This window comes from Bradyrhizobium sp. IAR9, assembly GCF_013408065.1.
Classification (GTDB): domain Bacteria; phylum Pseudomonadota; class Alphaproteobacteria; order Rhizobiales; family Xanthobacteraceae; genus Bradyrhizobium.
The window spans coordinates 540,449-562,939 of sequence record NZ_JACBZW010000001.1 but is presented as its reverse complement, the minus strand read 5'-3'; the positions used below and the strand labels follow the sequence as shown (position 1 = coordinate 562,939).

Here is a 22,491-nt window from a genome sequence, read left to right as displayed (position 1 = left end):
GCCGCCACGGAGGAGGGACGATGAAGGCGGCGCTGCAAAACTATCAGGACCGGATGCGACGGGTGCTGGATCATATCGACCGGCATCTCGACGATGATCTGGACCTCGACGGGTTAAGCGCTGTTGCCGCGTTCTCGAAGTTTCATTTCCACCGGCAATTCACCGCGACCTTCGGGTTGTCAGTGCATCGCTATGTCCAGTTGGCCCGCATGAAGCGCGCTTCGCATCAACTGGCCTACGGCAACGCCCAAAGCGTCACTGATATTGCGATGGATGCCGGTTACGACACGCCAGACGCCTTCGCCCGCGCCTTTCGGCAACGGTTCGGGCAATCGCCGTCGTCGTTCCGGAAGTCTCCCGACTGGGAGCCGTGGCTTGCGGCCTTCGGGCCTCTCGATAACGCGAGGAACAAGCTCATGAAGACTTTTAGCAGTGACGATGTGACGATACGCGACGTGCCCACCACGCGGGTGGCGATCATGGAGCATCGGGGCGACCCGGCGACGCTCGGCGCCACCATCCAGCGCTTCATCGCTTGGCGCAGGGCCGCCGGCCTGCACCCCAGGACAAGCCCGACCTTCAACGTCTGGCGATCCGAGCGGCGTCCTGCGTCGTCGGCCGACTATAGCACGGACCTTTGTGTCGGGACCGATCAGCCGATTGAGGCGAATGGCGAAGAGATCAAGGCTGGCGAGATCCCCGGCGGACGCTGCGCCGTGCTGCGGATCGTCGGCTACACCGACAATCTGGAGCCCGCCGCGCTCTATCTCTATCGCGACTGGCTTCCGGCCAGCGGCGAGGAGGCACGCGACTTCCCGATCTATTGCCAGCGGCTGAGCTTCTTCCCGGAAGTGCCCGAGCATGAAACGGTCGCGGATTTGTTTTTGCCGCTGAAATAGCGCTGCTAGGACCCCAGCGTGCCGCGACAGCCGCTGGATCCAGCAACGACCGTCAGTCGTCGCCTTCGTGATCCAGATCAGAAGACCACGCCGGCGGAGGAGGTCACGCAGGATGCGGAGCGGGCTCACAATACTCGATCAGCAATTCTGTGAGCACCCGTATCTTCCGTGCGGGATGCTGGCCCGGCGGGCGGATCACATATGCACCCGCGGGAGGCGGGGGATATCGTGGCATCACGGGCACGAGCGCTCCGGAAGCGACATATTCATGGGTGAGACTGTCGGGAAGATAGGCGATCCCGAGTCCTGCCGTTGCTGCGAAGAGGAGAGCTGTGCCGTTGTCGGCCTTGAAGCGCCCCTGCGGACGAACCGTGATGATCTTGTCGCCATCCATGAGCTGCCACGCTTCGGTACTTTGCATGAGGGCCTCGTGGGCGAGGAGTTCCTCCGGCGACTTGGGCGACCCATGGGCCTTGATGTAGTCCGGGCTCGCGACAAGCTTTCCATAGACGGCGCCGACGCGTCTTGCGATCAAATTGGAGTCCTGAAGATAACCAACCCGTATCGCACAATCATATCCTTCTGCGATGAGATCGACGAAGCGATCACTATAGCAGGTGTGGATCTGGAGCTGGGGATGGCGCCGAGCCATTTCCGCCAGGATGGGAGCGAAGTGGGTCGGGCCGAAGGAAAACGGCACTGCAACCCGCAAGCGGCCGCGCAGCTCTCCAGCGGGTAGGATCGCCTCCCTCGCTGCATCGATCTCGGCGCTGACTCTGGCTGCATAATCGCGGAAGGTAACGCCAGCTTCCGTGAGCGCAGCCCCACGGGTCGTTCGTGCAAGGAGCTGGACGCCAAGTTCCTCTTCAAGCCGGAGGAGCCGACGACTGACGATCGATTTGGCGACGCCCAGCCGAAGCGCGGCGGATGAAATTCCCCCGGCATCAGCGACTTCGACGAACGTCTGTATCTCTTCGATATCCAATTCAGCGTTCCTCATTCGGCGACACAGCGTTCCGCAATGCGACACTACCGCATCGCATTCGGGAACACCAATCTCGGCGTTGGCTACGTCGCTGCTGGCGTACGTCTTTAAAAACCAGTGCCGCTCACAACGGCAATAGGGGATGCAACGATGAACTTTCGTAACGGCCTTGCTTCGCTTCTTCGTCCCGAAGACTCGGTACTCGTTCTGATTGACCACCAGCCTTACCAGCTCGCGAACGTGAACAGCCACGAACCGCAGATGGTGATCAACAATACGACGGGTCTGGCCAAGGCCGCGAAGGCCTTCGGTGTCCCCACGATCCTGACCACGGTGATCGCTGAGCGGGGTGGTCTTCTGTTCCCTCAGATCACGGATGTCTTTCCTGGCCAGGACGTGATCGACCGGACGTTCATCAACACCTGGCAGGACCGAAAGGTGGTGGACGCGGTCAAGGCCACGGGCCGCAAGCAGCTCATCATCGCCGGCCTGTGGACCGAAATTTGCGTTGCGATGCCGGCGATTCAGGCCCTCGGCGAAGGTTGGGATGTAACGGTGATCACTGATGCCTCTGGCGCCGTGTCAGTGGAGGCCCACGAGGTCGCAATCCAGCGGATGATTGCGGCGGGGGCGAATATGATGACCTGGTTGGCGCTGGCTGCCGAATGGCAGCGCGACTGGGCTCGGACCGATCAAGCTGCCGCGCTGACGGAGGTGATCACGCAGCATGCCGGCGGTAGCGGCATTGCGTACCTGTGGGAGCAGCAGCTGCTCAACACGCCGGTACCCGGCAACGCAGGATGATCTGAGCGAGGGTGCGAAGGACTCGCCAGCGGCTGCGCGAAAGCAAAGGCCGCTGGCGTCATCCAGCAGCTCTTGCCCGTCACGGCGGGGCGGGTGGATTGCACTTCCGCCAGTCCTCTACGAGCCGCGCGACATCTTCTCGAACTTCTTCACCAGCCGCTCGCGCTTCAGCCGCGACAGCCGCTGGATCCAGAACATGCCGTCGAGCTGGTCGATCTCGTGCTGGTGGCACACGGCGCGCAAGGCTTCCGACTCCTCGCTCTGCAATTGGCCGTCGAGATCGTGGTAGCTGATCCGCACCCGGGCGTGGCGCTGTACCTCGTCATTGACGCCGGGCATCGAGACGCTGCCTTCGCGGTGCAGGATCATCTCGGGTGACGTCCATTCAATGACTGGATTGACGTAGGTGAGGGGGCCATCCTTGGCGTCGAGCTCGAGCACGACGACGCGCAAGGGCACGCCGATATGCGGCGCGGTGATGCCGATGCCGGGCGCGGCGCGCATGGTGTCGAGCAGGTCCTGCGCGAGCTCACGCAAACCGTCGTCGAATGCGGTAACCGGTCGTGCCGGCATCGCGAGCCGGCGATCGGGGTAGCGGACGATGGGGCGGATGGTCATGCAGGGCTCCTACCACTCACGGAGGGTTGAAGCACGCCGTTCTTGACGACCTACCAACTGGAAGGTAGCTAACTGCCATGACCAAGATTTCCTCGACCGCCGACGACATTCTGGACTGCGCCCGTACGCTGATCATTGCAGGCGGCTACAACGGCTTCAGTTACGCCGATGTGGCCGAGATCGTCGGCATCCGCAAACCGAGCATTCATCACCATTTCGCCAGCAAGGTCGATCTGGTCCGCACCCTCGTGTCGCGATATCGCGAGGAGGCCCAGGCGGGGCTGGCGGCCATGGAGCGCAACGTCCCGGACCCCGGCGAGCAGCTCAAGAGCTACGTCGCGTATTGGGAAGCGTGCATCAAGGACGCGACGGCTCCGTTCTGCGTTTGCGCGCTGCTCGCCAGCGAGCTTCCGATCCTGCCTGAGGAGGTCGCGCTCGAGGTCCGGGCTCACTTCCGCTCGCTGGCGTCGTGGCTGACATCGGTGATGGAGCGCGGCAAGCGGCAGGGGCGGCTCCAGCTCTCCGGTACGGCTCGGGTCGAGGCTGAAGGCTTCATGGCGACGGTTCACGGCGCGATGCTGTCGGCGCGGGCCTATGGCGATCCGAAGATGTTCGGGATCATCTCCCGGCCGCTGCTGGATCGGCTTTCCCCCAGGCACTGACGCAACCGGCACCGCTGCAATCGACCTAATGGCGAGGCGATCTCGTTTCGCAAGTAAACTACCAACTAGTTGGTAAGGAAGGGAAAATGAGAGATCTTGAGATGGCTTCCGATACGTCCGAGCGTGCGCAATGGCTGAAGCAATACTATTTCCTTCGCGCCGCGTTTTCCGTGGCCTGGGTCGTTGCCGCCTTTGCCGTCGCGCCGTCGTCTGCGGCAATCGCGGCAACTTTGCTCGTCGCCTATCCGGCATGGGACGCCGCGGCCAATTATCTCGACGCGTTCTGCAGCGGCGGATTGAACCAAAACCGCACCCAAGTCCTGAACGTGCTGGTCAGCCTGGCGACCACCCTTGCGGTCATCCTCGCCTTGCGTGTGAGCATGAACTGGGTGCTCGGGATCTTCGGTGCGTGGGCGATCCTTGCCGGATTGCTTCAGCTCGGCACGGCGGTCCGGCGCTGGAGGAGCTACGGCGCGCAATGGGCCATGGTGCTCAGCGGAGGCCAGTCGGCGCTGGCGGGCGGCTTCTTCATCTTTCAGGCTACGATGCCCGCAATCCCGTCGATCGCGAACGTCGCGGGCTACGCTGCGGTCGGCGCACTGTACTTCCTTGTCTCGGCGGTCTGGCTCACCGTCAGCACGTGGCGCCGTGGCGTGGCGCTGTGAGACGTCACGCCGGATAGGGCGTGCCGTCCTCGTGCAGGAAGCGGCCGTCGGACGCCGGGCTCATCATGTCGATGTCGGAGCAGGTGATGAGGTCGTCGGGTGAGCGCGAGCCGATTTCGAGATAGACGGCCGTTGCATCCGACCGGTTGACCATGTGATGGCCGTTGCCGCTAGCCTTGGGGAAGGCGGCGCAGTCGCCCGCACGCAGCACGGTTTCGCCGCCGTCCTCGATCAGCGTCAGTTCGCCTTCGAGCACATAGACGAACTCGTCCTCGTGCGAATGCCAGTGCCGCTGGCTCGACCAATTGCCCGGCGGCAGGCGCATCAGGTTGATCCCGAAATCCCTCAGGCCCCCGGCATCGCCGAGCCGCTGGCGGATGCGATCAGTGCAAGGCGCATTGAAGGGCGCCGGATAACCGGAGCCTTTTCGCGTTGGCACGGCGGCGATGTCGATCTTCGGCATGGATGCGTCCCTGGAGTTGGCGATATGGGATGGGGCGTGCGCGCTGCGATGAAGAGGGAATACGGCCGCAGACCTCGCCGCTATCGCGCGGCGAACCCTGGATCGCGACGTCACGATCGCGGGGGTAGGCGGGATCTGGAAGAGCGGGATGATGGCATGGTGCCGGTGTTTTGCCCGACGAGTCAAATGGCGGCATGGTTGTCGCAAATCATCTGCCTCGTAAGTCATTGATTCGACAGCCGCCGGCTACTGTGCATGGGGTTGTTTTTCGACTTTTCTGTTGGCAGCTCACAAAAGCGTGCGGCAAAAATGACGTTCCATTGTCGGCCGGCACTGTTCCCATTCGTCTTCCACGTGAGACAGACCTGACGGGAGACCGAAATGACTTCTTCCCACTATCGCTGGGTGATCGTCGCCGCCGGCGGCCTGCTCGGCTGCGTCGCGATCGGCGGCATGTTCTCGCTGCCGGTGTTCCTGCAGCCGATCGCCAAGGACACCGGCTGGTCGGTGACCGGCATCTCCAGCGCGATGACGATCGGCTTTCTGGCAATGGCCTTCACCAGCATGGTCTGGGGCACGCTGTCCGACAGGTTCGGGCCGCTGCCGGTGGTGCTGACGGGATCGACGGTGCTGGCGCTCAGCCTGTTCGCGGCGAGCCATGCGACCTCCCTGATCGTGTTCCAGTTCGTGTTCGGCCTTCTGGTCGGCGCCTCCTGTGCGGCGATCTTCGCGCCGATGATGGCGACCGTCACCGGCTGGTTCGATACCCATCGCAGCCTTGCCGTCTCGTTGGTGTCGGCCGGCATGGGCGTGGCGCCGATGACGATGGCGCCGCTCGCCGCCTGGCTCGTCTCGAACCATGACTGGCGCACCTCGATGCAGATCATCGCGCTCGTCGTCGCCGCCATCATGATTCCGGTCTCGTTCCTGGTGCGCCGCCCGCCAGCGCTCACCAATGCGGCGGTCGCGCCAACGGGCGAGGGGACCGCTCAGAGCGAGATGTCGATGGGCGAGGCGCTGCGCTCGCCGCAATTCCTGATCCTGCTCGCGACCAACTTCTTCTGCTGCGCCACCCATTCCGGTCCGATCATCCACACCGTCAGCTATGCCGTGAGCTGCGGCATCCCGCTGGTCGCGGCTGTGACGATCTACAGCATCGAGGGTTTTGCCGGTCTCGGCGGGCGCATCGCCTTCGGCCTGATGGGCGACCGCTTCGGGGCCAAGCGCGTGCTGGTCTCGGGGCTGCTGCTCCAGTCGTTCGGCGCGCTCGCCTACGTCTTCGCCCATCAGCTCGCGACCTTCTACGCCGTCGGCGCCGTGTTCGGCTTCATCTATGCCGGCACCATGCCGCTCTATGCCGTGCTGATCCGCGAAAACTTTCCGCTGCGGATGATGGGCACGGTGATCGGCGGCACGGCGATGGCCGGCAGCCTCGGCATGGCGACGGGCCCGCTCGCCGGCGGCCTGATCTACGACGCCTTCTCCAGCTACGCCTGGCTCTACATCGCTTCCTGGGCGATGGGCCTGGGTGCCTTCCTGATGGCGATGAATTTCAGGCCGTTTGCGAAGCCGCAAGGGGAGGTGGCGCCGGCGGCAGCGTAGGTTCGACATCGAGGCGCAAGGTCAGAGCTGCGCCTCGATCGCGGTCTTGTCGATCACCGACCAGACCTGCCGGATCTTGTCGTTGCCGAATTCGTAGAACACGTTCTCGCAAAACGACACGCGCCTTCCGTTGACGGCAAGCCCAAGGAACGTCCCGACCGGCGTGCAATCGAACTTCAGTCGTGTCGCGATGCGGGGTGGATCGATGATGAGCATCTCGATGTGGAATTGCAGGTCGGGTATCTCCCGAAAATCCTGCTCCAGCATCGCGCGATAGCCGGAGAGCCCGAGCGGCCACGCATTGTGGGCGACCTCATCATGCACGAACTGGCCGAGCGCCGGCCAATCCTGCCGGTTCAGGCAGGCGATGTAGGCACGGTAGATGCCGGCGAGCTCTTCTCTCTCCATGCGGGCTCCTTCCAGTTCACGCGCGCCGCCGCAGATGCTCGATCAGCGCGCGCAGCTTCGGTGCGACGTTGCGGCGGCTCGGGTAGTAGAGATAGAATCCGGCGAAGCGGGGGCAATAGTCCTCCAGGATCGGCACCAGCTCGCCGCGCGCGATCGCGGGGCGAAAGCTCGCCTCCATGCCGAAGGTGATGCCGGCGCCGGCCACCGCCAGCTTGATCATCAGCGCCATGTCGTTGGTCGTCATCTCGGGCGCGACCGCGACGCTGAACTCCTTGCCGCCGTCGGCAAACTCCCAGCGATAGGGCGGGGCGTTTGGCGCCGGACGCCAGCCGATACAGCGAAAGGACGCCAACTCGGACGGATGCGCGGGCACGCCGAAGCGGTCGCGGAAGTCCGGCGCGCAGACGGCGAGCTGGCGTTCCTCGCCGGCGATCGGCACCGCAATCATGTCCTGCTCGATGACCTCGCCAAGGCGGACGCCGGCGTCATAGCCGGCGGCGACGATGTCGAATTCCGCATCCGTCACGGTGATGTCGAGCTGCACTTCCGGGTTGGCCTCGGTGAAGGTCGCAAGGAAGTGCCCCGAGAGAAAATGCTCGGCGATCGAGGAGACGGCGAGGCGCAGCAATCCGCGCGGCCGCCCGCGCAGCGCCTCGGTACCGTCGAGCGCGGCGCGCATGTCCGCGATCGCGGGCGCGACCTCCGCATGCAGCCGCTCGCCGGCTTCGGTCAGGCTGACGCTGCGCGTGGTGCGCTGGACCAGCGCGATGCCGAGCGTTTCCTCCAGCCGCCGGATCGTCTGGCTCACCGCCGAGCGTGTCACGCCGAGACGGTCGGCGGCAGCGCGGAAATTCCGCTCTTCGGCGACCAGCGCGAAGACCGCCAGGGCGTTGAGGTCTGGTTCCATCGGTTAGCATAGCTTGTCAGTGTGGTTAGGGATCGTCGTCTTATCACAGCGATGGCGCCGGTCCATCTTCCCGCAATCACTCCGAAAGCAACGGGAAGAATCTCATGCCAATCGACAAAGTCATTCTCATCACCGGTGCCTCCAGCGGTATCGGCGCAGGCATTGCCCGCGAGCTGGCCGCGGCCGGCGCGAAGGTTCTGCTCGGCGCGCGGCGCACCGACCATTTGAACGCGCTCGCGGCCGAGTTGAACGGTCGGGGCGGAACGGCGCTCGCGCATCCGCTCGACGTCACCGACCGCGCCAGCGTTGCCGCCTTTGCGGATGCCGCGCGCGGGGTCTGGGGCCGTGTCGACGTCATCGTCAACAATGCCGGCGTGATGCCGCTGTCGCTGATGGCCTCGCTCAAGGTCGAGGAGTGGGACCGGATGGTCGACGTCAACATCAAGGGCGTGCTCTACGGCATCGCCGCCGTGCTGCCGGAGATGGTGGCGCGCGGCTCCGGCCAGATCATCAACATCGCCTCGATCGGTGCGCTGAGCGTGTCGCCGACGGCTGCGGTCTACTGCGCCACCAAATATGCTGTGCGGGCGATCTCGGATGGCCTGCGCCAGGAGCACGACAATATCCGCGTCACCTGCATCCATCCCGGCGTGGTCGAAAGCGAGCTTGCCGGCACTATCACCGATCCCGTGGCCGCCGAGGCGATGAAGACGTATCGGGCGATTGCGCTTCAGCCAGACGCCATCGCCCGCGCGGTGCGCTTCGCCATCGAGCAGCCCGATGACGTCGACGTCAACGAGATCGTCGTGCGCCCGACGCGGACGAGGTGACGATACCCGTCCGCATCAGATGCGCTTCTCGAAAAACAGGTCCGGGTAGGGATCGTCATTGTAGCGTGGGATCTCGCGCCAGCCCGTGGTGCGGTAGAGCTGGCCGGCCTCGGGCAGCGCGCTGTTGGTGTCGAGCCGCAGCAGCGTGATGCCGAGCTCGCGCGCGGCGCTCTCGGCCGCGTCCATCAGGCGCCGGCCGAGCCGCAACCCGCGCGCGGCGGGCGCCACCCACAGCCGCTTGATCTCGGCGTAACCGTGATCGGTTCCCTTCAGGCCCACGCAGCCGATCGGCAGCGTGTCCGACATCGCGACGATGAAGCTGCCGCGCGGGCGGCGCATGTCCTTGGCGTCAGGGTCGCGCGACAGCGAGACGTCGAAGCCTTGGCTGAAGCGGCGGCCGAGCTCGGCATAATACTCGCCGAGGCAGTAACGCGCTTGCTCGCTTCGCGGATCCATCTCCTCCAGCGCAACGCGCTCGCGCGTCAATGCGGACGCGATCAGGTCCATCGCCGCCAGCAGGACGTCAGCCTGCGAATGCTGCGCGAGCAAGCCCTCGGCCTGCGTGTTCGACAGCGCCTCATAGGCCGCGAACTCGCGCCGGCCCGCACGCGTCAATGTCGCGACCCGGCGGCGGGCATCGTCCTCATGCGCGGCGGTCTCGACCAGACCGTCCTCTTCCAGGCTGCGCAGCAGCCGGCTCATCAGACCGGAATCCAGGCCGAGATAGTCGCGGATATCGGCCACGTCCGAACGCCCGTGCCCGATCGCATTGAGCACACGCGCCGCGCCGAGCGGGCGGCCGCGCCCAAGAAACGAGGTATCGAGCGCGCCGACGGCGGAGGTGACGGCACGGTTGAAGCGGCGAACGCGGGAAACGGGGTCGAGCATGATGTCTGACTTTAGTCAGATATCATGCTCTGTCAATCGGGCGGGGAGCTGATAGGGCTTGGATGCTAGGTTTCCGGCCGGATCAGCTTGATGTCCTGGTCGGCGGCCCAACCGGCAACATCCTCGCGCTTCAGCGCGGTTGCCATTAGATCCGGAAACTGATCCGGCGTGCAGGCGAACACGGGAATGCCGAGACTTGCGACCTTCGCAGACAGCGCGGGATTGTATGAGGGGTGGCCGGTGTCGGTCAGCGCCAGCAGCACGATCACGTTGATGCCGCGCGTTGCGAGCCGCGCCAGCCGGTCGACCAGCGCGTCCGCATCGCCGCCCTCATAGAGGTCGGTGATCAGGATCAGATGCGCTTTCGCCGGCCGTTCGATGCGCTCCTCGCAATAGGCGACGGCGCGGTTGATGTCGGTGCCACCGCCGAGCTGGACGCCGAACAGCACCTCGACGGGATCGGCGAGCTCTTCGGTGAGGTCGACGATCGCGGTGTCGAAACAGACGAGCTTGGTCGCGACCACCGGCAGCGAGGCCATCACCGCCGCGAAGATCGAGGCATAGACGACCGAGGTTGCCATCGAGCCCGACTGGTCGACGCACAGGGTGACCTCGTCGAGATCAACGATGCGACGCTGATGGCGCAGGAAGCCGATCAGTCGCTCGGGCACGACCGTGCGATGTTCCGCCTGATAATGGCGCAGATTGGCCTTGATGGTGCGGGGCCAGTCGATGTCGGCAAAGCGCGGGCGGTGGGTGCGCAGCGAGCGATTCAACGCGCCGCGGACCGCGTCCGCGGTGCGCCGCTCCAGCCGCTCCATCAGCTCGGCCACCACCTTGGCGATCACGATGCGGGCGGTATCCTTGGTCTTCTCCGGCATCACGCCGCGCAGCGCGACCAGATCGGCGATCAGGCCCACATCCGCCTCGACGGTCGCGAGGAATTCGGGCTCGAGCAGCATCTGGCGCAGGCCCTTGCGCTCGAAGGCGTCTTTCTGGATCACCTGCACCACGGGTGCGGGGAAGAACTCCCTGATGTCGCCGAGCCATTTTGCGACACGCGGCGCCGAGCCTCCGAGCCCGCCGCGGCCCTTCTTCGGTGCCTCCTCGCCGTTGCCATAGAGCGCCGTCAACGCCTCGGACATGCGGCGGTCGCTGGCGGACAGGGCAGGGCCGCCCTCGGCGCCTTCGGCGTCAACGCCGAGGGCGAGCGTCCAGCGGCGGCTGCGTTCATCGGCTTCACTCATCGCGCAGCTCCCGGGATAAGAAGCTCGAGCACGCGGGCCTGATGCGCGGGCCAGATATCGCCTGCGCCGGCGAGCAGCCGATATCCCTTGGCGGCATCAGTGCGGCGCGCGAACAGCGCGTCCATCAATCGCCTGCGCTCGGTCCGGTCCAGCACCGAGAAGACGCGGCGGAACAGCGGCAGGCTGGCGGCGAAGGCTTCCTCGTCCAGCGTCATCAACCAGGCGTCGACGGCGCCGCGCAGCGTGGCATCGTGGATCAATCGCTGGCCGGCACCCTCGAAAAAGCCCTCGAAGAAGCCGGCGGCTTCCGCGACGGGCGTGCCGGGCGAGAGCATCCGCGTCAGCAGGTCGGCCGCGTGATCGGCCGTCAAGAGCTCGGCCTCGTAGAGCAACCGCGCCGCGGTGCCGGCGATCAACCGCGTCGCCAGATCATCGTCCAGCAGCGCGCTCAACGCGTCGCGCCAGTTGGCTACGATTTCGGGCTCGATCTGGGCAAGCTGGATCGCGGCGTCGGCTGCGAGCAGCGCGCCGCGCAGCTTGGCCGCCGCGGGCCCGTCCAGATTGCGCGCGGCATAAGGCAAGGCCAGTGCGGCCTGCACCACGATGCGCGGCATCAGCGCCGCCAGATGCTCCACCGTGCCGGCGCGTGCCTCGCCATAGCGCAGGATGTCGGCCATCGGCGGCAGCGCACCGAGCAGAGACTGTCCGTCGCTGGTCAGCGCCGCCTTGGTCTCCAGGGCCGCGATGCCGAACGCGGTGGCACGGGACAGGTCGGCGATCATGGCGTTGCGCACCAGCGTCGCGAGCGGAGCAAGCTCGGCCTCCTTGCCCATCGCTTCGATCAGGCGTCCCCCGGCAGCCTCGGCGATGGTCGATCCATAGAGCAGATTCTCCACGAGCCTGACTGCGAATTCCGGCTCCCAGCGCAGCTGCCAGTTCTCGCGAAACGTCCCGCGGCTGCGGCCCGCATCGGTCAGCCGTCCCCAGGGCACGTCGAGCGCGTTCAGCCGGTGCAGCAGCGTGGAGCGCATCAGCCCGCTTTCGCTGCGCAGATCGAGCGTCAGCGGTCGATCGAGCGCCTCCGGCTTGAGCCGCGTCGCCTTCTGCTGGCGCTGGAGATCTTCGAGCAGCGGCGCGAGCGGTGTCGCCGCCGGGATCGCGCCGACACCTGCGCCGATCAGCAACTCGGTCGAAATGTCGTCCCACATGGCGCGTTCGCCGTTGCACAGGCAGGCGATCGCCGCCTCGCGCAGCTCCGCGAAACCCGCTGCCGGGCGGCCGCGCAGCGCCGCAAGCGCCGTGCCCAGCCGCTGCGCCTCGATCACCGAAGCGGTCGAGACGAAGTGACCGCGATCGCGCAGCACGCGCGTCGCCTTGGCAAGCCACTCCGCGGCACGATCGCGCTCGCGCGTGTCCCAGACATGTGCGCACCATCCCGGCGCCACCACGCCCGCGCCATAGCCGCTCGCGCGCGCCAGGCGTGGCGCGGTCCAAGGCGCCCAGGTCGCCTTGATCTTCGTCTTGGGCCGGCCCTTGAGCAATTCGCGATCCGCGGCGAGGCTGCGACGTTCGGCGAGCGCCGGCACGTGCCAGGCGCCGCAGACGACCGCGATGGCGCCGTCGTATTCCTTTGCCGCCTTCGCGATCTCGATCCGCATATGCGCCTCGCGCGCGGCCTCGCGGGCCGACAGCGATTTTTCGTCCGCGCGCAGCGCCGTCATCGCGTCGGCGACGGCTGCGAACACCGGCCCCGTCGCGGGGTTCTCCTCGATGACGTCGGACCACCAGGACTCGCCGTCATCATAGCCTGCGGCGGTCGCGAGCGCCCCGATCGGGTCGTGGCTGATTGGATCGGCCTCGGCCCTTGCCGCAATTTCCTCCGCAATGTCACCGTCGGTGGTACCCAGCCGGTCCGACGCCGGCAGGTCGATGAAGCGCAGGGTCGCGCCGTGGCGCACTGCCCAGCGTGCGGCCTGGTATTCCGGTGAATAGTCGGCAAAGGGAAAGAAGCTGGCGTTGGCCGGATTGTCCTCGGCGTAGGTGAGCAAGGCCACCGGCGTCACCATGTCAGGGTCGGCGAGCATCGGCAGCAGCTCGGATGCATCCGCCGGGCCCTCGATCAGCACTGCGGCGGGCTTCAGCGCGTCGAGCGCTTCCACCAGCCGCCGCGCCGATCCGGGGCCGTGATGCCGGATGCCGAACAGAGAGACCTGGCCTGCCATCGGACGCGCCGTGCCGTCAGATCAGGTCGGTCAGCGAAGCATAATAGCCTTCGAAACCGCGCCGCTTCTTCAGCACGGTTTCGAGATATTCGCCGAGCACGGCCGTATCCTGCACCGGATCCTTCACGACCGCGCCGATCATGTTGCTGGCGAGCGTTTCCGGTGTCAGCTTGCCGTCGTTGAAGAAGGTCGCCTGGCTGATGCCGCCGACCATCACCGCGATCGCTTCGGCTGTCGACAGCCCGCCCGAGGGCGACTTCAGCGCGACCTTGCCGTCCTCGGTCGAACCCGAACGCAGCTCACGGAAGATCGAGACCACGCGCGCGACCTCGTCGGCGACGTTCTTCGGTGCCGGCAAATCGAGGTTCTGCGCCATCTCGCCGACCCGCTTGACGATGATCGCCACTTCCTCCTCGGCGCTGTCGGGCAGGGGCAGCACGACGACGTTGAAGCGGCGCTTGAGCGCGGAGGACAATTCGTTGACGCCCTTGTCGCGGTTGTTGGCGGTGGCGATAATGTTGAAGCCGCGCTGGGCGTAGATGGCGGTGTTGAGCTCCGGGACCGGCATCATCTTTTCGGACAGCACGGTGATCAGCGTGTCCTGCACGTCGCTGCCCATCCGCGTCAGTTCCTCGAAACGGCAGAGCTTGCCGCTCTCCATGGCACGCATCAGCGGGGTGGGGACCAGCGCCTCGCGGCTCGGCCCGTGTGCGAGCAATTGGGCATAGTTCCAGCCGTAGCGGATCTGGTTCTCGTCGGTCCCCGCCGTGCACTGGATCACGAGTGTGGAGTCGCCGGTGATGCCCGCGGCGAGATGCTCGGACACCCACGATTTGGCGGTGCCCGGCACGCCCAGCAGCAATAATGCGCGATCGGTCGCAAGGGTCGCAACCGCGGTCTCGATCAGCCGCTTGTCTCCGACATATTTCGGAGTGATCACCGTCCCGTCGGTTGCCTTGCCGCCCATGAGGTAGGTCACGACCTGCCGCGGCGAGAGTGCCCAGCCCGGCGGACGATGCCCGTCGCCCGCGGCAAGCGCCTTCAGCTCGGCAGCATAGCTGTCCTCGGCGGGCAAGCGCAGTTTCTCGCTCATGGTTTCGCTCCGTTGTCGTCCAACGCGGCGTTGAGCCGCAGCATGTCGAGGCGCGGGTCGCCCTGCAGCAGGCCCGCAGCCGTCAGTCGTTGCAGTGATCGTTGCGCGCCGTCGCGCGAGGCGATGAGGCCCAGCGCGTGAAGCTCCGAGACCTGATCGCCGGGCCTCGCGTCATCGCGCTGAAGCTCGGCGAGCAGGGTCTTGCCGGCGGGCGCGGAGAGCGGATCGTCCAGCCGTGCCGCTGCGCCTGCTAATTGTTGGGCCAGTTCGAAGCTGATGCCGTGGGTGCGCAGCGCCGCCTCGGCATGCCCTGTGCGTGCGGCGGGCGCAAGGCGCGGCGCGAGCGCGGTAACGAGGCCGGCGGCATCGCGTTCGCCGATGGTATCCGCCGCTTGCGTGACCAGCGCATCCGTCCCGGTTGCGACGATCAGGTTGATCAGTGACATGTCGGCGGCGTGGTCCACGGTCCAGTCCCAGGCGGCGATCAGATCCTGCGGCGCAAGCCCCAGCGCTGCGGAAAACGAGGCGAGGTCGGCGCCGTCGAACAGCGCCTTGCGGCGTTGCACTTGCGCTGGTGTCTTGAGTGGTTCGGCCTGGATCACGCGGGAGCGGCGCAGAATCCCCTTGGTCTTGACCGAAAAGAAGCGGGCAAGTTCGGCGACGTCCTCGCCGGCCGCAGGGCCTCGGCCAAGACGCGCGAGCAGCGAGGCCGCAAGCGCCTTGACCTTGGAGGCGCGATCATCAGTCGCGATGCGTTCGAGAAAGGCGACGTCGTCGTCGGATAGCCGCTCCGACAGCAGCAACAGCAGGCGCAAGCGAGCGTCGGCAGTCTCGCTCGCGAGCTTGGCCTCGAGCACCGCGCGTGCAGCGGACGGGTCGCGCCGCCTAAGTTCGGCCAGTGCCGCCTTTCGCGCAGCGGGCCAGAAATCGTCCCAGTTCTCGGCGGTGAGATCGTCGCCGGTTTGCTGCCGCGCGGCGCCGTCGGAGTTTGCAAGCGCTGCCCAGTCGCGCCAGGTGGCATAGATATCGGGTGCGTCATCGTCGTCAGCGGCGGGCATCCAGTCGGCTGGATGGGTTGTCCAGCCGCGCGCCGCGAGGAAGTGGACGAGTTCGGTCCCGGCCTGCGCCTGCTTCTTCGCCGCGAGGATCCGGCGCACGAGTGGACGCAGCTGTTCGGGCACCGTCGGCAATGCAAGCGTCGGGATATCGGGCAGGACGCGGAGCACCGAGGCCGGCTCCATTGTCACCGAGGTGCCGAGAAACTGGCCTGAAAGCGCAAGCAGTCGCAATTCCGCTTCGGCGGGATCATTGCCGAGTTCGGTACGCCAGAAATTGGCTGCGGGCGCGGCCGCCGATCCCATGGTCCAGCGCGTCAGGACTGCGCTCATGGCATCAAAGATTGCTTCGGCCCCTGTCGCCTCAGTCATGGCCGCCGATCCGCCCCCAAGGGGTCTGCGCGGCGAGGATCGCGAGCCGATTGCCCGACCAGATCGCAGCGGTGCGCGTGAGATCGGTGCCGCACAGAATGCCGTTGACTTCGGAGGCGACCGGCAGCGTCGCGAGGCCATCGGCCGATCGCCACCATGTGTGTCCGGCAGCGTCGCGCGCGATGCGCCCCTGCGGCAGCAGCAGCGGAATGTCGATCATCCAGGGCTCTGCCAGCAACGGTCGCGTCAACGCCTCGGAGAGTGTGTCATCCGGCGCGGGCCATGCCGGCGGCGGCATCTCGTGCGCGGCGTCGCGCCGGACGAGCAAAGCGCGAAGCGGCTGCGCCGACGGATAGAAGACGAGCTCGCCGTGAAAGCGCTCGCCGGGCGTGAAGACTGAACCGCGCCTTCCCGCGCTGGCCGGGAAAAAATCCAGCAGCATTGCGAAGCGTGGACCGGCCGCGGCGAGGTTGAGCAGCCATGTTGTCTGCGATACCAAGCTGTCGCGGCGCGTCTGCACCTGCTCGGCAAGAACCTCCCAATCCGCATCGACCCGCAGCGCATCTGGATCGACCAGCACCGTCTCGCGGGTCTCCGAGGCGGCGACCGCGCGCCGGATCTCTGTATTGCGCGGGGTGGCGCGGAAGGCGCGCGCGAGCAGAACAAGTTTGCCGAGCTCGACCACGGCGCCGCGCGGACGGTCGCCTGCGGAGAGCGCGAGGAGGCGGGACGGCAGCTCGTCGATCCGGCCGGCGAGCACCGCGGCCTTGCCATCGACAAGCCGCGCCGCGATCCGCCGGCATCGCGCCGTGGCATCATCGATGAAGCCTGACAATCCCATGCGAAGCTGGTCGCCGATCCATTGCTCGAGCGCATCCAGCGCATCGAAAATGGCGCGCTCGGTCTCTTCGTTACGTTTGGCTGCCTGGGCCTCGCGCCGCGCCACGTCCTTCGGGTCGTCTGCGACCCCAGGCTCGGCGGCGCGCGCGGCACCCAGATCCTTGTCGCCGCCGGGCGGCGCATTGGTCGCAGGCTTTGCCGTGGACGGGCCGCGCCGGCGGCCGAGCCAATCGCTGACCCAGGCCGGCGTGTCGGCGGGCGTGAATGGCACCACCGCTTCCGCATTCAGCCACAACAGGCCGAGCACGTGCTTGCAGGGGAATTTGCGTGAGGGGCAGGTGCACTTGTTGCCGAGGTCGCGCAGATCGGCCATCACGCGGTACGGATTGGCGCCGGAGCCCGCGCATTCGCCCCAGATCAGCGCGGCATCACGGCTCATGCCGACACCGGACCATTTGGCGGGCTTGGCGAGGCCGGCGGCGGCCTTAAGCGAGGATTGATCGGTAGCGAGTTGCTCGACCGCCTTCAGATCAATCGCCACGCCGATGCCCTAAATCGAATCCAGAACCGGCAGTATAACGGGGAACAATGAAAGCTCAATGTCGCCGCGAGCGATCCGTGTGCTGCACGCGGGAATGGTCATCATTGCCCTGGTGAGGCGAGGCCGAGTTCCTTGCGTGCCTTCCGCGTCAGCTTTGCCGCGATCAGCGCGTGCGCCTGCGCCAGATACAGAGTGAGCTCAGCATCGGGTAGGGCGTTGTTGCTGACGAGTTGCACCCATTTGGCGCGCGCCAAATACGGCGCAGGCCGGGCCAGGCCGTGCTCGATCAGCATGGCATAGGCCATGTTCGCGGTCTTGAACATGTAGCCGCCGGAGCGCGCGGCAAAGCCGCCGCCGAGCGCGAACATCTTGCCGCCGACCTTGAAGACGGAGGTGCCCTCCCACTGCACCACCTTGGTGACGGCGGGCAGGCGCAGGCAGCGGGTTTCGAAGGATTTGGGTGTCATTGCCGGAGCGATAGCAGGTTGCGCGCGGCTTGCAACGTGCATGCTGGCGGCCGCGCGGAAGAAGTTCGATTGTTTCGCTCGGTTCGCACGGTGATGGCGAAGTTGATGCCGTGTGCCGCCCTTTGTGAGTTGTGCCGGCGCCACAGGCCGCTACCATGTGCCAACTGCCGTGGAACACGGGAGCGAGCACAAGCGGAGGCGACATGAGCGGACAGGAGCGCAAGGTGAAGGGATCGGATCTGTTTGTCGCGGCGCTTGAGAACGAAGGCGTCGACCGCATCTTCGGCGTTCCCGGCGAGGAGAATCTCGATCTCGTGGAATCGCTCCGCACCTCCAAGATCGAGCTGGTCCTGACCCGTCACGAGCAGGCCGCCGCCTTCATGGCGGCCACGCATGGGCGGTTGACCGGCAAGCCCGGCGTTTGCCTCTCGACGCTCGGGCCCGGCGCGCTCAATCTGTCAACGGGCGCGGCCTATGCACATCTCGGCGCGATGCCGATGATCCTGATCACCGGCCAGAAGCCGATCATGAGCAGCCGCCAGGCGCGCTTCCAGATTGTGGACGTGGTCGCGACCATGAAGCCGCTGACCAAACTGTCGCGGCAGATCGTCAGCGCCTCCAGCATTCCGACCGTGGTGCGCGATGCCTTTCGCGTCGCGATGGAGGAGCGGCCGGGGCCGGTGCATCTCGAATTGCCCGAGGACATCGCGGGTGACGAAGTGCCTGATGTCCCCGTGATCCCGGTCCATCCGATCGAAATCCCGGTCGCCCATCGCGCCGCGCTCGACCGTGCCGCCGAGATGATTCTGTCGGCGAGACATCCGCTGGTCATGATGGGCGCTGCGACCAGCCGGCCGCGCGCGACCCACGGTATCGCGAGCTTCGTGCGGCGGACCGGCATTCCGTTCTTCACCACGCAGATGGGCAAGGGCACCGTGCCCGGTGGCACCAATCTCTACATGGGGACCGCCGCGCTGTCCGAACGCGACTACGTTCATGACGCGATCGATGCCGCCGACCTGATCATTGCGATCGGTCACGACCCGATCGAGAAGCCGCCCTTCATCATGGGGCCGGCAGGCCCGAAGGTCATTCACGTCAGCTATACGTCGGCCAGTGTCGAGCTGGTCTATTTTCCCGACGCGGAGGTCATTGGCGACGTCGGGCCGAGCCTGGAGCTGCTCGCTGACCGGCTCGAAGGCAAGCTGCCGCAGGCTGCGGCGCTGCTGCCGTTGCGCGAGAAGATTCTCGGCCACATCGCCGACCGCGCCACCGAGGCGCGCTGGCCGCCGACGCCGCAGCGGATCGTACACGACATCCGGCAGGTGATCCCGGAGAACGGCATCGTCGCGCTCGACAACGGCATGTACAAGATCTGGTTCGCGCGCAACTACCGGACCCGCGTCGCCAACACGCTGCTGCTCGACAATGCGTTGGCGACGATGGGCGCCGGCCTGCCGTCGGCGATGATGGCCGCGATGCTCTATCCCGATCGTCGCGTGCTCGCGGTCGCCGGCGACGGCGGCTTCATGATGAACAGCCAGGAGATGGAGACGGCTGTCCGCCTCAAGCTCAATCTGGTCGTGCTGGTGCTGGAGGACAAGGCCTACGGCATGATCCGCTGGAAGCAGGCCGTCGACCATTTCGCCGACTACGGCATGACCTTTGGCAATCCCGATTTCGTCCTCTACGCGAAGGCCTATGGCGCGAAGGGGCATCGGATCGAGAGCATCGACAGCTTTGGCCCGACGCTGAATACCGCTTTCAAAGAGGGCGGCGTGCATCTGGTCGTGATCCCGATCGACTATTCGGAGAACGTGCGGGTGCTCGTAGACGAGCTGCGGGCGCGCGAGAGGTAGCGCTCCGGCCGACATTTGCCCGGAGGATCATACCAGCCATTCCTTGATATATATCGTGACACGATATATTGGCAGGCGCCAAGAACCCTCCCGTCAAAATCTCCCGACAAGAGCTATCCATGCGCCAGACCCTGGACATCACCGGCGGCCTCCCGCGTCCTCGCGGCAAGCCCGGAGACTTCACCGCCGACCGCCGCGTATTGATCCTGATCGGCATGGCCCTGCTGGTCGGCAGCCTCGGGGCGGGCGCCGCATGGGTGCTGCTGAAGCTCATCGCGCTCGTCACCAATCTGGTCTGGTTCGGTCATTTCAGCACCGAGAACGTTTCGCTGGCGAATGCCCGTCCCGGGATCTGGATGGTGCTGGCGCCGGCGCTCGGTGGTCTCGTGATCGGGCTGATGGCGCGCTTCGGCTCGGAGAAGATCCGGGGACATGGCATCCCCGAGGCGATCGAGGCGATCATGATCGGCGGCAGCCGCATGCAGCCGAAGGTTGCGGTCCTGAAGCCGCTGTCCTCGGCGGTGTCGATCGGCAGCGGCGGTCCGTTCGGCGCCGAGGGGCCGATCATCATGACCGGCGGCGCGATCGGGTCGATCTTCGCCCAGTGCTTTCATCTCACCGCCGCCGAGCGCAAGACCCTGCTGGTCGCGGGTGCTGCGGCCGGCATGACCGCGATCTTCGGCACGCCGATCGCGGCCGTCCTGCTCGCGATCGAACTGCTGCTGTTCGAATGGAAACCGCGCAGCTTCCTGCCCGTGGTGACCGGGGCGGTGATCTCGGCGGCGTGGCGGCCGTTGCTGTTCGGGACCGGACCCTTGTTTCCGTTTGCCGAGCGGCCAGACCTGCCGTGGTGGGGGCTGGCGGCAGCGATCGGCGTCGGCATCGTCGCCGGCCTGCAATCCGGGCTGATGACGCGGCTGCTCTACGCGATCGAAGACCTGTTCGACCGCTTGCCGGTGCACTGGATGTGGTGGCCGATGCTTGGCGGTCTGATTGTCGGCCTCGGCGGCCTCGTCGATCCGCGCGCGCTTGGCGTCGGCTACGACGTCATCGCCGATCTCTTGTCCGGCCACATGGCGCGCGATGAGGCGATCCGGCTGCTGCTGGTGAAGTCCGCGGTCTGGGTGATTGCGCTCGGCTCAGGCACGTCGGGCGGCGTGCTGGCGCCGCTGCTGATCCTCGGCGGCACGGCTGGCTGGATGGAGGGGCTGGCGCTGCCCGGTGGCGCGTCATTCTGGGCGCTGGTCGGCATGGCCGCGATGATGGGCGGCACGATGCGCTCGCCGCTGACAGGCGTGATGTTCGCCATCGAGCTGACAGGCAATATCGATATGCTGCTGCCGCTGCTGGCGGCGACCGGCGCAGCGCATGCCGTCACGGTGCTGCTGCTGAAGCGCTCGATCCTGACCGAGAAGATCGCGCGCCGCGGCCAGCATATCACGCGCGAATACGCGATCGATCCGTTCGAGTTGCTCCGCGCCGCCGATGTCATGGTCACTGATGTCGACACGCTGCCGGTCGGAATGCCCATCGACGAAGCGGTCGCGTTCTTCACCTCGGACCAGCGCCGTCACAAATCCTATCCCGTCGTCACTGCCGATGGACGGCTGACCGGCATGGTCACGCGCGCCGATGTGCTGCGCTGGCGCACCGAGGGCGATCATCAGGCCGCAACGCTGGACGACGTGGTCTCGGACTCATCGGCCGTGATGGCGCATCCCGACGACGTGCTGGGGCGTGTCGCCGATCTCATGGTCGCCTCCGATCTCGGGCGCCTGCCGGTGGTCGAACGCAGCACTCATCGCGTGGTGGGCCTGGTTGCGCGCAAGGATTTGCTGCGAATTCGCGCGGTCGTGAACGCGCAGGAGGAAGACCGCAACGCATATTTCCTGCGCGAAAAGGCGCTTGTGCCGGAGGCGTAGATCGCGGAAGGTCGGGCCTCTAGAACTCCAGCACTGATGGGAATGAACATGACTCGTGTTCGCTGCGTCACCGAGATGGGTATGGGCGTCGATGTCCACGGCCGGGACGCCACCAAGGCGGCCAAGCGCGCCGTGTCGGATGCCATCAGGCATTCGAGCCTCGGCTTCTTCCGGATGATCGGCAAGACTGCGAACGACATGTTCGTCGATGTCACGATCGCGGTGCCCAATCCGGAAGCCGTCGACAAGGAGGCTGTGGCCAAGGAGCTTCCTTACGGCACCGTCACCGTCACCGCCGTCAAGGGGGGGCTGGAGATTCCCTCGGCAACCGAAGTGGCCAACGATCCCATCCTGATCGCCAATGCTGCCGTCATCGTCAGCTTCGACAAGGACTAGGCCGGTGTCAGACAGCGATGAGGCGCTGCTGGATCGTCCGATCTGGAGCGCGCTGACGACGAGCCACAAGCATCTGGCCGAAGGCGGCCCTCGGGCGCTGCGCTATCCCGTCGACATGACGCCGTTCGCCGACATGGTCGACATGTCCGCGGCGAGCTTTGCCGCGCTCGGTGATCTGCTGTCAGGCACGCAGGTCGCCGCGCTGTTCACGCCGGATCCGGTCGAGGTACCCGCCGGCTTCAAGGTCGTGATCGCCGGGCCTTGCGAGCAGATGATTGGCTCGCCCGCCGACAGTCCGCTCCGCGATGCCGAGATCGTCACTCTGGGTGCCGACGACGTTCCGGCGATGATGGCGCTGACGGAGCTGACGAAGCCCGGTCCGTTCGCGCGGCGGACCCATGAGCTCGGCACGTTCCTCGGCATCCGCGCCGGGGATCAATTGGTCGCGATGACGGGCGAGCGCATGAAGCCGGGTAAGTTCGTGGAGATGACGGCCGTGTGCGTGCATCCCGACTATCGCGGCCGCGGCTATGCGCAGGCGCTGCTTGCGGCCGTCGCCCGCGGGATCGAGGCGCGCGGGGAAATTCCGTTCCTGCACGTGTTTTCCAGCAACGTCTCGGCGATCGCGCTGTACCAACGGCAGGGCATGCGCATCCGTCGCTGCTTGCACGTCACCGCGTTCATGAAGCAGCAATAGGCGCTGCGGCCTTCATTTCCCGCGAAAGCGCGCTATATCCGTCCGAACC

The 22,491-nt window shown here is 66.1% G+C and carries 22 protein-coding genes; 10 read left to right on the top strand and 12 right to left on the bottom strand.

The genetic code is table 11. From position 1 onward, the window contains the following. Nucleotides 1-20 precede the first annotated feature (20 nt). Complete coding sequence (locus GGD67_RS02755; protein ID WP_179730746.1) at nucleotides 21-899, top strand: GyrI-like domain-containing protein; 879 nt, start codon at nucleotides 21-23, stop codon at nucleotides 897-899. A gap of 103 nt (nucleotides 900-1,002) precedes the next feature. Here GGD67_RS02755 and GGD67_RS02750 read toward each other — a convergent pair whose 3' ends face one another. Continuing rightward, nucleotides 1,003-1,884, bottom strand: a complete 882-nt coding sequence (locus tag GGD67_RS02750) for a LysR family transcriptional regulator (protein WP_026201889.1) — start codon at nucleotides 1,882-1,884, stop codon at nucleotides 1,003-1,005. Nucleotides 1,885-2,034: 150 nt separating this feature from the next. Between GGD67_RS02750 and GGD67_RS02745 the strand changes: the two genes are divergently transcribed. Continuing rightward, nucleotides 2,035-2,688 (top strand): hydrolase, encoded by a 654-nt coding sequence (locus GGD67_RS02745; RefSeq protein WP_179730745.1) that lies wholly within the window; start codon nucleotides 2,035-2,037, stop codon nucleotides 2,686-2,688. 117 nt (nucleotides 2,689-2,805) lie between these two features. Here the strand turns inward: GGD67_RS02745 and GGD67_RS02740 are convergent, their stop codons facing one another. Continuing rightward, entirely contained in the window at nucleotides 2,806-3,306 is a 501-nt protein-coding gene (locus GGD67_RS02740; protein ID WP_018317649.1) for a peptide deformylase, read from the bottom strand. A gap of 77 nt (nucleotides 3,307-3,383) precedes the next feature. Between GGD67_RS02740 and GGD67_RS02735 the strand changes: the two genes are divergently transcribed. Together GGD67_RS02735 and GGD67_RS02730 are read left to right on the top strand one after the other, a co-directional pair. Then, nucleotides 3,384-3,968, top strand: a complete 585-nt coding sequence (locus GGD67_RS02735) for a TetR/AcrR family transcriptional regulator (RefSeq protein WP_179730744.1) — start codon at nucleotides 3,384-3,386, stop codon at nucleotides 3,966-3,968. Nucleotides 3,969-4,054: 86 nt separating this feature from the next. Then, nucleotides 4,055-4,633 carry a DUF308 domain-containing protein gene (locus GGD67_RS02730; protein ID WP_246784229.1) on the top strand — a complete coding sequence of 193 codons (579 nt, stop codon included), beginning with the start codon at nucleotides 4,055-4,057 and terminating at the stop codon, nucleotides 4,631-4,633. Between the two features lie 4 nt (nucleotides 4,634-4,637). Here the strand turns inward: GGD67_RS02730 and GGD67_RS02725 are convergent, their stop codons facing one another. After that, entirely contained in the window at nucleotides 4,638-5,096 is a 459-nt protein-coding gene (locus GGD67_RS02725) for a cupin domain-containing protein (protein WP_179730743.1), read from the bottom strand. Between the two features lie 381 nt (nucleotides 5,097-5,477). Between GGD67_RS02725 and GGD67_RS02720 the strand changes: the two genes are divergently transcribed. Continuing rightward, nucleotides 5,478-6,698: an MFS transporter gene (locus tag GGD67_RS02720; protein ID WP_179730742.1), complete on the top strand. Its 1,221-nt coding sequence runs from the start codon at nucleotides 5,478-5,480 to the stop codon at nucleotides 6,696-6,698. A gap of 21 nt (nucleotides 6,699-6,719) precedes the next feature. On the opposite strand, the gene GGD67_RS02715 is transcribed toward GGD67_RS02720, so the two are convergent. Together GGD67_RS02715 and GGD67_RS02710 are read right to left on the bottom strand one after the other, a co-directional pair. Further along, the gene (locus GGD67_RS02715) at nucleotides 6,720-7,106 is read right to left on the bottom strand and encodes an ester cyclase (protein ID WP_179730741.1); all 387 of its coding nucleotides are present in this window, start codon (nucleotides 7,104-7,106) and stop codon (nucleotides 6,720-6,722) included. Nucleotides 7,107-7,122: 16 nt separating this feature from the next. Further along, nucleotides 7,123-8,013, bottom strand: coding sequence for a LysR family transcriptional regulator (locus tag GGD67_RS02710; protein WP_179730740.1), 891 nt, complete (start codon nucleotides 8,011-8,013; stop codon nucleotides 7,123-7,125). 104 nt (nucleotides 8,014-8,117) lie between these two features. Between GGD67_RS02710 and GGD67_RS02705 the strand changes: the two genes are divergently transcribed. Next, on the top strand, nucleotides 8,118-8,843 hold the full coding sequence (locus GGD67_RS02705) for an SDR family oxidoreductase (RefSeq protein ID WP_179730739.1): 726 nt from the start codon (nucleotides 8,118-8,120) through the stop codon (nucleotides 8,841-8,843). Between the two features lie 15 nt (nucleotides 8,844-8,858). Here the strand turns inward: GGD67_RS02705 and GGD67_RS02700 are convergent, their stop codons facing one another. The 7 genes from GGD67_RS02700 to GGD67_RS02670 form a co-directional block, all read right to left on the bottom strand. Further along, entirely contained in the window at nucleotides 8,859-9,731 is an 873-nt protein-coding gene (locus GGD67_RS02700) for a bifunctional helix-turn-helix transcriptional regulator/GNAT family N-acetyltransferase (protein ID WP_018317641.1), read from the bottom strand. 65 nt (nucleotides 9,732-9,796) lie between these two features. Next, nucleotides 9,797-10,978, bottom strand: coding sequence for a VWA domain-containing protein (locus GGD67_RS02695; protein WP_179730738.1), 1,182 nt, complete (start codon nucleotides 10,976-10,978; stop codon nucleotides 9,797-9,799). Next, complete coding sequence (locus tag GGD67_RS02690; RefSeq protein ID WP_179730737.1) at nucleotides 10,975-13,200, bottom strand: DUF5682 family protein; 2,226 nt, start codon at nucleotides 13,198-13,200, stop codon at nucleotides 10,975-10,977. The genes GGD67_RS02695 and GGD67_RS02690 overlap by 4 nt, the downstream gene beginning before the upstream one ends. 16 nt (nucleotides 13,201-13,216) lie before the next feature. Beyond that, on the bottom strand, nucleotides 13,217-14,293 hold the full coding sequence (locus tag GGD67_RS02685; protein WP_179730736.1) for an AAA family ATPase: 1,077 nt from the start codon (nucleotides 14,291-14,293) through the stop codon (nucleotides 13,217-13,219). Next, nucleotides 14,290-15,654 carry a DUF5691 domain-containing protein gene (locus GGD67_RS02680; RefSeq protein WP_246790723.1) on the bottom strand — a complete coding sequence of 455 codons (1,365 nt, stop codon included), beginning with the start codon at nucleotides 15,652-15,654 and terminating at the stop codon, nucleotides 14,290-14,292. Before GGD67_RS02680 ends, GGD67_RS02685 begins: the two co-directional genes overlap by 4 nt. A gap of 58 nt (nucleotides 15,655-15,712) precedes the next feature. After that, nucleotides 15,713-17,101 (bottom strand): SWIM zinc finger family protein, encoded by a 1,389-nt coding sequence (locus tag GGD67_RS02675; RefSeq protein WP_179730735.1) that lies wholly within the window; start codon nucleotides 17,099-17,101, stop codon nucleotides 15,713-15,715. 101 nt (nucleotides 17,102-17,202) lie between these two features. Continuing rightward, nucleotides 17,203-17,568: an MmcQ/YjbR family DNA-binding protein gene (locus GGD67_RS02670; protein WP_018317635.1), complete on the bottom strand. Its 366-nt coding sequence runs from the start codon at nucleotides 17,566-17,568 to the stop codon at nucleotides 17,203-17,205. 203 nt (nucleotides 17,569-17,771) lie between these two features. On the opposite strand from GGD67_RS02670, the gene GGD67_RS02665 reads away from it, so the two are divergent. The 4 genes from GGD67_RS02665 (at nucleotide 17,772) to GGD67_RS02650 (ending at nucleotide 22,442) form a co-directional block, all read left to right on the top strand. Next, the gene (locus GGD67_RS02665) at nucleotides 17,772-19,427 is read left to right on the top strand and encodes an acetolactate synthase large subunit (RefSeq protein WP_179730734.1); all 1,656 of its coding nucleotides are present in this window, start codon (nucleotides 17,772-17,774) and stop codon (nucleotides 19,425-19,427) included. 119 nt (nucleotides 19,428-19,546) lie between these two features. Then, a complete protein-coding gene (locus GGD67_RS02660; protein ID WP_179730733.1) occupies nucleotides 19,547-21,349 on the top strand; it encodes a chloride channel protein in 1,803 nt (600 codons plus the stop codon). Nucleotides 21,350-21,397: 48 nt separating this feature from the next. Further along, nucleotides 21,398-21,745, top strand: a complete 348-nt coding sequence (locus GGD67_RS02655) for a Lin0512 family protein (RefSeq protein ID WP_026201886.1) — start codon at nucleotides 21,398-21,400, stop codon at nucleotides 21,743-21,745. Nucleotides 21,746-21,749: 4 nt separating this feature from the next. After that, nucleotides 21,750-22,442 carry a GNAT family N-acetyltransferase gene (locus GGD67_RS02650; RefSeq protein WP_018317633.1) on the top strand — a complete coding sequence of 231 codons (693 nt, stop codon included), beginning with the start codon at nucleotides 21,750-21,752 and terminating at the stop codon, nucleotides 22,440-22,442. Nucleotides 22,443-22,491: the final 49 nt, after the last annotated feature.